A 13,399-nucleotide genomic window follows, 5' to 3' on the forward strand; every position below is an offset into this window, starting at 1 on the left:
GATGCTCCAAAGGTATGTATTTCTCTGGGAATATGAAAGAAGGGAAGCCATACTTCGTAGCATGCTTCCCTTTAAAACACAAAACAATCAACAAAAAACTATCTGATAAATAATAATTCGCGATATTTCGGTAATGTCCACATCTGGTCGTCTACAACCAGTTCCAGTTTGTCGATGTGGTAGCGGATTTCTTCCAGCATCGGGACGATGGTATCGTGGTAGGCAATGGCCTTTTCGCGTTCGCTCTCGATCTTGTTGGCAACCTTACGGGCTTCGATCATTTCGTCGACCTTTTCCTTGATGAAGTTGGTGCGGCAAGCGATGTCTTCGATGATCTCCAGGTTGCGGGCGGAAAGGACGGATGCCTTGTCTGCCGGGAAAAGATCTTTCATTTTATAAACGTTATCGACCAGTGAAGTCTGATAGCGGGTGGCGATAGGGATGATATGGTTCATCGTCAGGTCGCCTAATACGCGGGCTTCGATCTGTATCTTCTTTGTATATGTTTCCCATTTCACTTCGTTACGGGCTTCCAGCTCTTTGCGGGTCATGACACCTGTCGACTCGAACATATTGATGCTACTTTCTTTCAGGTAATTGTCGAAAATGACCGGAACACTGGTTTCACAATCCAGGCCACGGCGTTTGGCCTCTTCTTTCCATTCATCGCTATAACCGTTGCCGTCGAAATGGATGGCTTTGCATTCTTTGATGTCTTTGCGGAGCACTTCCAGGATGGCGGCAAACTTGTCTTTGCCGGTTGCAATCTTTCCGTCTACCTCTGTTTTGAACAGCTTCAATTGTTCGGCAACGGCGGCATTCAGAGCCAGCATCGCCGAGGCACAATTGGCTTCGGAACCTACGGCGCGGAATTCGAAACGGTTTCCGGTGAAAGCGAAAGGAGAGGTACGGTTACGGTCGGTGTTATCGATCAGTAATTCGGGGATACGGGCGATATCCAGTTTCATTCCCTGTTTACCGGCCAGCATGAGATCCTCCGGTTCACTCTTTTCCAGATGGTCTAAAACCTGTGATAACTGGGTTCCCAGGAAGCTGGAGATAATTGCGGGAGGTGCTTCGTTGGCTCCCAGGCGGTGGGCGTTGGTTGCGCTGGAGATACTTGCTTTCAGTAATCCGTTATGACGGTAAACGGCCATCAAAACATTTACAACGAAAGTGATGAAGCGCAGGTTGTCCTCCGGAGTCTTCCCCGGGCCCATCAGGCCGATGCCTGTGTCGGTACCCAGCGACCAGTTGTTGTGCTTACCTGATCCGTTTACTCCCTTGAATGGCTTTTCATGCAACAGGACACGGAAACCATGCTTGCGGCTGATCTTACGCATCAAGGCCATGACGAGCAGGTTATGGTCGTTTGCCAGGTTGCATTCTTCAAAGATAGGAGCCAGTTCGAACTGATTAGGAGCTACTTCGTTGTGGCGGGTCTTCAATGGGATACCCAATTTGAGGGATTCGATCTCTAACTCTTTCATAAACTCCATGACACGGGTAGGAATGGCACCGAAATAGTGATCTTCCAGCTGCTGGTTCTTGCTACTTTCGTGGCCCATCAGCGTACGACCGCTAAGCAACAGGTCAGGACGGGCAGCATACAGACCTTCGTCTACTAAAAAATATTCCTGTTCCCATCCCAGATAAGCATATACTTTCTTTACATCCGGATTGAAATAGTGGCATATGTCGACGGCTGCTTTATTGACAGCTTCCAATGCTTTCAGCAAGGGAGCCTTATAGTCCAGCGATTCGCCGGTATAAGCAATGAAGATGGTCGGTATACACAAGGTATCGCCAACGATGAAAGCTGGGGATGAAGGATCCCAGGCCGAATAGCCGCGTGCCTCGAAGGTATTTCGGATACCGCCGTTCGGAAAACTGGAAGCATCCGGTTCCTGTTGGATTAGGAGTTTTCCTGAAAATTCTTCAACCATTCCGCCTTTACCGTCGTGCTCTACGAAAGCATCATGTTTTTCGGCGGTTCCTTCGGTCAGAGGATGAAACCAGTGGGTATAATGGGTTGCTCCCATTTCGATCGCCCATTTTTTCATACCGGCGGCTACGGCATCGGCCGTTTCCCGGTCGAGAGGAGTGCCGTTGTCGATAGAATCGACTAGTTTGGCATAAGCCTTTTCCGGAAGATATTTGAACATCTTCTCACGGTTGAATACGTTCTTTCCGAAATATTCCGACGGACGTTCTGCCGGGGTGGCTACTTCGGTGGCTCTTTTCTTGAAGGCCGATTCTACAACTCTGAATCTTAACTTTGACATACTATTTGATTTTAAAGTAAGTGTTTGTTATTATTTATCTTCCGGGAAGGTAGGAGGAACCTTCCTTTCCACATCCTGATGCAGTAATCACATATGTGGAGGGATTGCTGCCCTATAAAAAGGAGTATAGAGTTACCTGCCATAGTTGGGGCTTGGCATTGCGGTATAACATTCTATAAAATCGAAAAGCAGCGGCCGGCTTCTCTATACGGTCCTTTTCATGAGATAACCTGAATTGATACGTTGTTTACTCTTTTGTTTCATCCTGCTTCCTGTATTTTCAATTCTCAATTTTCAATTATTCAGAGCCACTTCTTCAGCCTGGCCATTGCCTCCAAAGTGTCGTCCCGGTCGCCAAAGGCGGTGAGTCTCAGATAGCCTTCGCCACTCGGGCCGAATCCTACGCCCGGTGTCCCTACGATATTGACTTCGTAAAGCAACTTATCAAAGAATTTCCAGGAGGAGAGACCTTTCGGAGCTTTTACCCAGAGATAAGGAGCATTTTCACCACCCCATACCTTCAGACCGCAACCCTGGAGACCCTCTTTCATAATACGTGCGTTAGTCATATAATAGTTGATCGTAGCCTTCACTTGTTCTTTTCCTTCCGGAGAGTAGACCGCTTCGGCACCCCGCTGGGTGATGTAGCTGGTCCCGTTGAATTTGGTCGTTTGACGGCGGTTCCACAGCTTGTTCAATTGTACCTTTTCGCCTCCCAGGGTAAAGCCGTTCAGTTCTTTCGGTACAACCGTATATCCGCAACGTACTCCGGTGAAACCGGCAGTCTTCGAGAAGCTACGAAATTCGATAGCAACCTTTTTCGCCCCTTTGATTTCATAGATCGAGTGGGGGATGTTCGGGTCCTGTATGTAAGCTTCGTAAGCTGAATCGTACATGATCAGTACATCGTTTGCCAGCGCGTAGTTTACCCATTTCTTCAACTCGTCTTTTGTCAGGCTTGTGCCTGTCGGGTTGTTGGGGTAGCAGAGATAGAGGATATCTACCCGGCGGCTTGGAAGTTCGGGAATGAAATCGTTTTCTTCCGTGCAGGGAATATAAACGACATCGCTCCATTTTCCGTTTTCCAATACTCCGGTACGTCCGCTCATGACGTTGGAATCTATATAGACGGGGTAGACCGGATCGAGTACCCCGATACTATTATCGTGGCGGAGAATATCGCCTATATTTCCGCAATCGCTTTTGGCACCGTCACTGACGAAAACTTCGCCCGGCTCCAGAAATATCCCTCGGCTGGCATAATCATTCTTGATGATAGCGTCGATCAGGAAAGGATAACCCTGTTCGGGACCATAGCCGTGGAAATTCTCCTGGGTTGCCAGGTCGTCGACGGCTTTGTGCATCGCTTCGATAACGGCTGGTGCCAGCGGTTGTGTTACATCACCGATTCCCATGCGGATTATTTTGTCTTTAGGGTGCGTTATCTTGAAACTGTTTACTTTTTTCGCAATGTCTGAAAATAAGTAACTGTTCTGTAGTTTCAGGAAATGTTCGTTAATCAGTGCCATATTCGTTCTGTTGTTTTATGTTGTTGTCTTGTGGAGACAGGGGGCGCCTGTCTTTTGTTATATTTCTATTGTCCCTTCAAATACGGTGACTGCTCCTCCGGTCATATAGACTTTTCCATTGTCTTTATCCCAGTGGATGGTGAGCGGTCCACCGTCCATGATCACTTTTGTTTTACGTTGGGTCTTACCGCATACGACTCCAGCGACGGCGGTTGCACAAGCACCTGTTCCGCAAGCCTGGGTAATCCCTGATCCCCGTTCCCATACCCTCATCCGGACTTCATCGTCTTTCAAAACCTGTACAAACTCAACATTTGTCCGGTCGGGGAAGAGGGGATGACATTCCAGCTTAGGTCCGATAGCCGGCAAGTCGATATCGTTTATATTAGTAACAAAAATAACCAGGTGAGGGTTTCCCATCGACAGGATAGTGCCGGTATACGTTTGTCCGTCGGCTTTCAGTTCAATGGATGGTTCAATTATTTCCGGGGTTCCCATATCGACCGTTACTTCGGTTACGGTGCCATTGGAAACTGTTAGTTGCAGAATCTTGATGCCTGATAATGTTTCCAGTGTGACTGTCTCTTTGTTGGTTAGTCCTGCTTCGTAAACATATTTACCTATACAACGGGAAGCGTTTCCGCACATCATGGCTTCGGAGCCGTCGGCATTGAATATCCGCATGCTGAAATCGGCTTTTTCCGATGAACCGATTAAAACCAATCCATCTGATCCGATACCTGTATGCAGTGCACTCAACTTAATGGCTAGCTCTTCCGGATTTTCCAGCGGATAAGCCATCGAGTTTATGTATATGTAGTCGTTACCGGCCCCGTGCATCTTTGTGAATCTAATTGGATTTGTCATTTCGATTGTTTTACTCCTTTTGGTATTTCTTTTTGTTTTGTTATAATGCAAATATACGACGTTTTGATATTTTATATGCAGTAAGTGCATCTAAATGTTCTATAAAACTACGTGTGGTGATAAATTGTTTTAATAATCCCCTTTGTTTGTTATGAATTATAACTATATAACAGTGAATAGGAGTATATTGTAAGTTGACGTAAGTGAAAACTTGCTGAAATATCGTTAAAAGGAGACTTGTTATTCCTAGTAAGTATGACTATTTGTCAATGAAAGGAGATAAAAGAGACGCCATTCTGAACGAAAAGTAAGTGAATCGTTCAAAATGGCGTCTTTTTGTAAAATGAGATTCGGCGATTTATCCGAATCTTTACTGGAAAAGTTTGCTTATTCCTTTTTTATAGTAACGGGTCCTATCAATCCAGCCGGCAACAATTTACTTTCTGCATTCCATCTGCAGACTGTTGCAGAAGCATGTTGCTTGCTGTTGGGTTGCTTGTCACCGACAAGACGGTTCCACCATGTGTTCACGACATCCACTTCAATCCTGTTGGTGCCTTTCACAAGAAAATCGGAGATTTCTATGGAGTAAGGATATCTCCAGAGATAAGGCAGTTTATGTCCGTTGATTGTGACCTGTGCCATCGCTTCAACTTTTCCCAGATTAATCCATACAGGAGAAGTCGTCTCTTCGGTATATTCAAATTCATTTGAATAGGTTGCAACTCCCGTGAAATATTTGATGGAAGGATCATCGAAGGTTGTCAGATCTTTTAATTCCGGCAGGATGATACTTTCAATGGTGTCATTTGCTGCTTCAAATTTTACTTTCCAATCCCCTTTTAGTGTTTGCACAGTCGTTTTTTCAGGGAAGTTCGGTCTGTCTTTCTTCTTTTCTATCCCTTTACGGAATACGATAAACCAGGAATCTGACTGGTCGAACTCAAGAGGGATATAGGTGAAACCGTTCTCTTCCCTGAATTCGTATAGGTCGCGTTTTTCTCCGGTAACAGCATTCCATAGTTCAGGCTGTTTTCCTGTAACCCTGAAACCGAACTCACCCTTGTTCTTGTCATCTTTCTGATTGGTAATAAAGTAGGCATCCGAATTACCTGTACTTCTGTGCGTGAATAAGAAACCTTCCGGCATGACCATATCCGGTTTCATATCCAATAATTCTGCCGCTTCATTGATCTCCATATTGGAAAGAACCATTCCTTTGCCATACTTGTGTGCATGTTCGCCGTTCCCCCATAATTCGTTTGCCAGGGAAGCAACCCTGTTATCTGCGGAAGGATAATCTTTGCCGCTGGGAGAGGATAGGGGTTTGGGACCTAAGACAACCAATCCATTTTTAACGAGTTCCGCTATCTTTTCCAACATTTCAGGACGCATGGTCTGTTGGTTGGGTAAAACAAGCAACCTGTAGGACATGCCGGATTTCAGTACCAGTTTACCATCCTTAACATCTGCATATTTATGTAGAACTTCACTGTTAATGAAGTCATAGTCATAGCCACGAGGCAGAGACGGGTTTTTCTCACCTGTCATTTTGGGGGCATCTTCCCCGATAAAATACGCGACATCCGCCACATGCTTTCCGGTTTGTAAAATGGCAGTCGACCTGCGTACATAATCGAAATAGGAGCCGGAATGCGGGAACCAGTTGCTGTGCCGGTTGAAGTCCATACCGAACCAGGCATTAATACCCGGCTTTTCTTCATAGGCCTGGTGGATATACACATGCAATACAAAATGGTTTATCCCTTCTGTCCAGGACCAGTCTCCCATCTTCTTCATATCCCGCGGAGTCAGGTTGAACGACCAGGAAGAGGTAAAGGCTTCGGCTGAGGTGAACGGTTTCCCGTATGTATTGGCAGCCGATGAGGCACAACGGCATTCAACGGCTCCCAGGCTTGGATCGCTTATCCAGAACTCTCCGCCGACGTCATGGCTTGCACCGCCATAATTCAGAAACTCGGCAGGGAATCCCCAGTGTCCGTAATTCTCCAGCCAAAGGCGTAATCCGTTTTCTTCACATTTATCATGGAGTCCTCCAACATAATCAATTGCTATGCGATCGGCAACCAACCGTCGCAGATCCCATAAAAAGCGGTCGGAACGTTCGGCGCTCTCTACGATACGCCCGGTTAATACGGGCATCCATGGATATGGACTGTATCCGTATTCTTTCTCAAACAGTTCGCCGAAACCTTCCGTCCATGTTTCTGAACCTTGTTCGTAGCTGTCCGCCACAACGTGCCTGAAACCTTTGCGCTGTTCAGCCGGAATGCGGCGTATGATCTCACCGACATAAGCATCGAAATGTTTGGTCGCTGTGGCTTTACTCATTTTATCTATTTCATAACCTGTACTTTCGGGAGAAGCCGGTGCGTTCTGTGTTCCGGTAAGTGCCATTCCCGTTCTTAAAACGATCCATTCCCCTTCCGGAGCCTCCCATCTTAAGACACCTTTTTCATCCACATTACCGGTGATATCGATGATTGCACCGGCACTTATTTTCAGCTCATCATTTTCCGGTTCGGCCGATTTGTTCCACATATAAGTATCGGCTTTCACCTGCGGGATATCGCTTAACCGCCCTAACTGTTTTTCTACAAAATGGGATAATCTGGCGGCTCCTGATATTTCAATTTCTCCGATATGTCCGCCATAATAGCCGTCTATGATTATCCGGAAATCGGAAGCCGTAACAGCGTCGAAACTTTCTGTAGCAGGTCCGAATGTCATACCGCCCATATTGGCATCCAATCTTGTGCGGGCAACATCGCGGTAGGCAATGGTTTTGTAATCGCCTTCGCTTTGTTTGATCTGCAATTTGAAGTTTGCTCCGATACCGCTTTCCACGGGAACGAATTCGATGCTTCGTGCCGTATAAGGTTCTTTGGTATGGATATCGATGATGACAGGATATTTATCGGCTTTGAATGCGGTTTTCCTGTTTCCGTCGAACATGGCTTTTACTCCTGGCTGGTCAGCATGTATTTCTGCCATGGCGGCAGTTATGTGCCCCTGATCATCCTTGGGAGCAGGAAAAGCCTGTACGGAAACCTGTTGGAAGAAGTCTGCCGGTTGTTCCAATTGAATCTCTATCTTCTTTCCGCCTGTAACCCTGGCTTCAGACGAAGTGAGATAACGCATCGCTTCTTCAGGTTGTACCCAGGGACCTCCGGACATGCTCCATCCGGGTCCGTTGAACATACCGACTTTGATACCGAGCCTGTCTGCTTCTTTGATGGCGTGCTCTACGCAACTCCACCATTCCTCGCTGAGAACTTTCACTTTCCCCCAGGGATTCCCCGGGTCGACAACGTTGCCGATAAGGGCTTCACCGATGCCGACTTTGGCCATCGTTTCCAAATCGCGTGTAATGCCCTCTTTCGATATATTATCACTGATCCAGTACCAATAGACCCAGGGTTTCGTTGATTCGGGCGGATTGTCGAATGCTTCTTCAAAGACGGTATCGCTTTCCTCTTTACACGCATTGAACAGGATATTCGTCGATAATATCAGCAAAATAAAAAATACATTCTTCATTCTGATCATTTTAATGTTTGTGATTAAAAATAAATTCCGAAATATAAAGTAGATCTATATTCCGGAATTTAAGTTGTTTCTTAGAAAGAACTACTTCAGATAACCTTCATTTTGTGTCAGATTCTTATTACGTTCCATTTCCTGGAAAGGAATGGGGTATAACAGATACCCAGGTTTGATATTATAAGTGTTAGCCGGTAAACCAACGTCTTCTTTTTTGATGTATTCACCATACGCTTTCATAACTTCAAGTGCTTTGCCTGTTCTGATCAGGTCAAACCACCGGTGGTTTTCAAAAGCAAGCTCCATTCTTCTCTCATTAGCAACTATATCTGCTGTAACAACACCATTGTATGCTTCTAAACCTGCTCTTTCACGTACACGGTTTAAGTATTTATTGGCTTCATTCGGTTTCCCTTGTTCTACAGCGCATTCTGCTAACAGTAACAATACATCTGAATACCGGTATACTGGCCAGTTATCATCCATATTACGAAGTTTGGCATGTGCATGTTGATATTTCCGGATAAAAGGAAGGGCTAACTTATAGTTTGCTATCTCCGGATCTCCGACATAAAACCAATTATCGATTTTAGTGTACATGTCGTTATCGTTGCAGACAGCTATTCCTATAGACACATCACGACGCTTGTCTTTATCAGAGAAAAGATTGATCGTTTCAGATGTAGGAACATTCCAGCCGGAATTTTCTACTAAGTTACTTCCTTGCACTCCTGTTGCAACATCAGCATTAGCTGTTCTCGGTAAGAAAATGTACAGCCAACTACTTTGTTGTCCCTGATCTCCCTGCTGATATTGGATAGAGAAAATATGTTCTTTTCCGTTTTTCTTGCCGGTATCGAATACATCTGCAAATTCAGTTTCAAGATCATATCCCATTTTTGTAACGTCCAGCAATTGTCTTTCTGCTTCAGCATAATCACGATCAGGTTTGGTCATCAAGACATAGGCGTATAACGTCTTGGCGGCTCCCTGAGTTGCAGACCCGTCCTGAGGAAAGCTTACAGGTTTTAAATAGTCGATAGCCTCTTTGACATCTGTAATTATCTGTGCATATACTTCCTCGACAGAAGAACGTGGCAAATCATTATTTTCAGCACTCGTTACTTCATGTAATTGCAACGGCACACCTCCGAAGTACTGAACTAATTGGAAATAGACGAATGCTCTGATGAATTTAGCTTGTCCCAATGTTTTCTTTGTGAAATCTTCAGAGAAATTCTTTGTTTCAATTCTGTCTATCACTGTATTTGCTTTAGATATGCTTGTGTAGCAAGATTTCCACATGTCACGTACATACGTATTTTCTATAGCAACCAGGAAGTCGGCGATATTCTCTTTATCGGTTGTGGGATATCCTCTTCCTGCTTCATATCTGGTATAATGAGTATTATCGGATCTCATTTCCGACATAGACCAACCTTTATCATTATAAAGTTCACGCAAACTTGCGTAGGTGTTATTTATGGCTTGTGTGAAATGATCCTCTGTTTTAAAGAAACTCCCTTCTGTCGAAGAGCTTTGTGGCGGAATATCTAAAAAACTACTGGAACATGCAGTATTTAACAGCGCTGCTGCAAAACATATTATAAATATTTTTTTCATGTCTGATACTTTTTATACGATACAACTTAAAATGTAATATTACAGCCAATAGTAAATGTTCTTGGTATCGGATAGTTTGTTCTGTCTATACCTAATCCTCTCCAACTTAGACTACTGCTACTGCTAGCCTCAGGGTTGGTTCCCGGATAGGCTTTTATTATAGCCAGATTTTGTCCGGAAATATAAGGCCGTATTTTTGATATGTATGCATTCTTTTTAATAGGTATATTATATCCGAGTGTTACATTGCGGAGCGATATATAAGATGCGTCATAGACCATTCCCGTATGATAACTACGGAAAAGTTCTGTTGAAGGACCGTAAGTACGGGGGATTTTACCGTTACCCGGATTTTCTTCAGATCTCCAACGATCTTTTACATCTTTCGATACATTGAATACACCATCGAGATTCCAACAGTTTTCATATATACCGGCAACAACATCACCTCCGATTTGTCCTTGTAAGAAAATGCTTAAGTCAAAATCCTTCCATGAAAATTCGTTGGTAATACCAAATAATACACTCGGATTAGGATCTGCAATTTTAACACGGTCATAGATATCGATCACACCATCATTGTTTGTATCTTTCATGCGTGCCGATCCGACAACGGATGTTACGTGTTTGGGCTGCGAATTAAATTCTTCCTGTGTCATATAAACGCCGTCGAAAACATATCCCATGATTATACCGATAGGTTGGCCTACTTCCAGACGGTTCCAGTCTTCAGCAACATCGTATCCACCGATTGGCACGTTGTTGGGGCCGAGGGCTTTCACCTCATTTCTGGGAATGGTCAGATTCAGATTTGTTTTCCATTTGAAATTGCCGATAAGGTTTCTGGACTCGATAGATAGTTCATGACCCCATGCACGGAATTTACCGATATTTGCTTTGATATTGTCAAAGCCGGTAGACCAGGGCATATCTATTTGGTAAAGCATTCCGTCTGTGAATTTGTTATAGAAGTCGTATGTCATAAAGATACGGTCATTCAGGAAACCCAATTCCAAACCAATATCCCATTGATCCGTTTCTTCCCAGGTCAAACCGCTGTTACCTATAGCTGTAAGACCTTTACCGGGTACCAATGTATTTCCTAAAATATAGTTGCCGACTCCTACTGTAGACCAATGGTCATAGTTACCGATATTGTAGTTACCAGTGACACCGTAGCTTGCTTTGACCTTCGCATAATTCATTACATTATTTACATGACTCATGAAAGATTCATCCGAGAAAACCCAACCTGCGGAAACAGAAGGGAATGTAGCCCACCGATTGTTTACACCAAAACGGGAACAACCGTCACGACGGATATTGGCCTGTAAGAAATATCTGTCTTTAAAGCTGTAATTGACACGTCCGATTATTGAAGCCAGAGCCCATTCATCGATACCGGCACTTCCTCCTTTAGTAGCAGCGGCACTTATCCAGGGGATATCATCGTCTCCGAAATCAGTTCCGTTCAGATTACCGTACTCGGAAACAAATTTCTGAGCGGAATAACCAGCCATAAGGTCAAACTTATGATCTGCGATCTCTTTAGCATATGTCAGCAGGTTTTCAGCTGTCCATGTATAATATTGTTCCGAGTTATGCTGACTATAAGCTTTATTAGGCGGTGCCTGTACCCACGACCCTTGTGAAGTCGACGGAGTCCATTCTCTGAAGCGGCGGGAACCTAAGTCTGCACTGATCTGGAATTTATATTTTATTCCGGCGTAAATATCCACGTCGGCAAAAGCATTAGCCAGGATTGTATATATCCTGTAATTATTAAGTCTTTCATTTGCATAACGTTTCCAGTTCGGCTGTCCGAACATTCCCGGCGAGTTGATCGCGATAGTAAGGTCTCCGTTTTCATCATAAGGACTTACGCAAGGGTCAGCCGAAAGAGAGGCACTTAATATTTGTCGTTGACCGTCCGTATTCGCATTAGTATAATTCTGAACCATCGGAGATATATTCAATCCTAAACGGATCTTATCATTTACCTGATAGTCATTATTCGCTCTGAAAGTGAAACGTTCAAAATTGGAATTAACTACCAAACCTTCCTGTTTGAAATAGCCGAGAGATATATTCGTATTGAATTTATCTTTGCTGCCACTTACGTTCAACGTGTAATTTTGTATTGTAGCTGCCGAGCGTGTCACTTCTTCATACCAGTTTGTGCCTTTTCCATATTGTTCGGGATGCTGGTACATTTCCGGAACTCCGTCGGTATAGCCTTCGTATTTGGCTTTATCTTCGTACCATTCTTTCTTATATTGTGCGAATTCTCTGGCATCCATCATATCGAAATTATCAAAATCACTCAGCCCTTTAAGTGTCTGAACTCCGAAATAGGTGTTTAAAGTAACTTCAGTACGTCCTTGTTTGGCTTTTTTGGTCGTAATAAGAACAACACCGTTAGCTGCTCTGGAGCCATAAAGAGAGGAAGCTGCCGCATCCTTCAGGACGGTGAAGCTTTCGATATCATCGGGGTTCAGATTATTCAGGCCTGTTGATATAGGCATTCCGTCGACTACAATCAGCGGTTGGCTGGAGTTGTTGATGGATGCTGCACCACGGATTCTGAATGCCATTCCCTGACCGGGAATACCCGACTGCTGAACGACTTGTACGCCAGGGATCTGTCCCTGAACTTTCTGTGAAAGCTGTGCTACCGGTACATCGGCAAAATCATCTGCTTTCATCGTACTTACGGCTCCCGTCAATTCTCTTTTTTTCTGGGTACCATAACTTACGACAACGATTTCGTCCAGTTTCTGGCTGTCTTCTTTTAATGTCACTGAGTATTGGTTGGCACTACTTACCTTTGTCTCAAACGATAAATATCCGATAAAAGAAACTTCAAGGATATCTCCTTCCGAGACCTGTAAGGAGAATTTACCATCCGCATCGGTAACGGTTCCGTTGGTAGTACCTTTGATCACCACATTGGCTCCGATCACGGGGTAACCGGTGGCGTCGATAACCGTTCCTGTAATGATTTTTCCTTGTTGACCTGTAATAGTATTTGTTGTGTCTTCTTTTCGGCTTAATATGATCTGTCTGTTACTTACCTTATAATCGACATCAGTCCCATCGAATAAATAATGTAGGATAGTTTCTATACTATTTCCGTTAACAGAAACAGATACTTTACGGTCAACGTTTACCAGTTTGCTATTGTATAAGAAATAGAAATCAGACTTTTCTTCAATCTTATTTAATACTTCTTCCACTGTTGCATTTTCCATTTTCAGGGATACAAGTGCAGATTGGGAATATAAAGCTTCAGCGTTGGCTTGAAATAAAAAGCCTGCGAGAAAAAGGGAAGCGATCCGCATACGCATTGGAATTTTTGGTAATAAGTCAAAATTAGACTTAAAACCTTTTTGTTTTGACAAATTCTTCATAATTTCACATTGTCTAAATTGATTAGGTTTATAAATAACTTAATTAAACGATTACCATTCGTCAGGTGAGATTTTCGGATAGGTAATGAATTTGGAATAAGCGGGGAAATGTAGTCAGCAT

Annotated in this window: 6 protein-coding genes; all 6 read right to left on the reverse strand. The window is 44.0% G+C overall.

Features of this window, described 5'->3' with window-relative positions:
* Positions 1–98: 98 nt before the first annotated feature.
* Positions 99–2,285: a glutamine synthetase III family protein gene (locus tag IEY67_RS16770; protein WP_183671827.1), complete on the reverse strand. Its 2,187-nt coding sequence runs from the start codon at positions 2,283–2,285 to the stop codon at positions 99–101.
* A 302-nt stretch (positions 2,286–2,587) separates the two neighbouring features.
* A complete protein-coding gene (locus IEY67_RS16775) occupies positions 2,588–3,814 on the reverse strand; it encodes an LL-diaminopimelate aminotransferase (RefSeq protein WP_122357238.1) in 1,227 nt (408 codons plus the stop codon).
* A 57-nt stretch (positions 3,815–3,871) separates the two neighbouring features.
* A complete protein-coding gene (gene dapF, locus IEY67_RS16780) occupies positions 3,872–4,681 on the reverse strand; it encodes a diaminopimelate epimerase (protein WP_183671826.1) in 810 nt (269 codons plus the stop codon).
* Between the two features lie 387 nt (positions 4,682–5,068).
* Positions 5,069–8,242, reverse strand: a complete 3,174-nt coding sequence (locus IEY67_RS16785; RefSeq protein ID WP_183671825.1) for a glycosyl hydrolase — start codon at positions 8,240–8,242, stop codon at positions 5,069–5,071.
* Between the two features lie 90 nt (positions 8,243–8,332).
* Positions 8,333–9,868 (reverse strand): RagB/SusD family nutrient uptake outer membrane protein, encoded by a 1,536-nt coding sequence (locus IEY67_RS16790; protein WP_183671824.1) that lies wholly within the window; start codon positions 9,866–9,868, stop codon positions 8,333–8,335.
* A 26-nt stretch (positions 9,869–9,894) separates the two neighbouring features.
* Positions 9,895–13,278 carry a TonB-dependent receptor gene (locus IEY67_RS16795; RefSeq protein WP_229801104.1) on the reverse strand — a complete coding sequence of 1,128 codons (3,384 nt, stop codon included), beginning with the start codon at positions 13,276–13,278 and terminating at the stop codon, positions 9,895–9,897.
* Positions 13,279–13,399: the final 121 nt, after the last annotated feature.

It is taken from the genome of Parabacteroides faecis (genome assembly GCF_014647375.1).
Classification (GTDB): domain Bacteria; phylum Bacteroidota; class Bacteroidia; order Bacteroidales; family Tannerellaceae; genus Parabacteroides; species Parabacteroides faecis.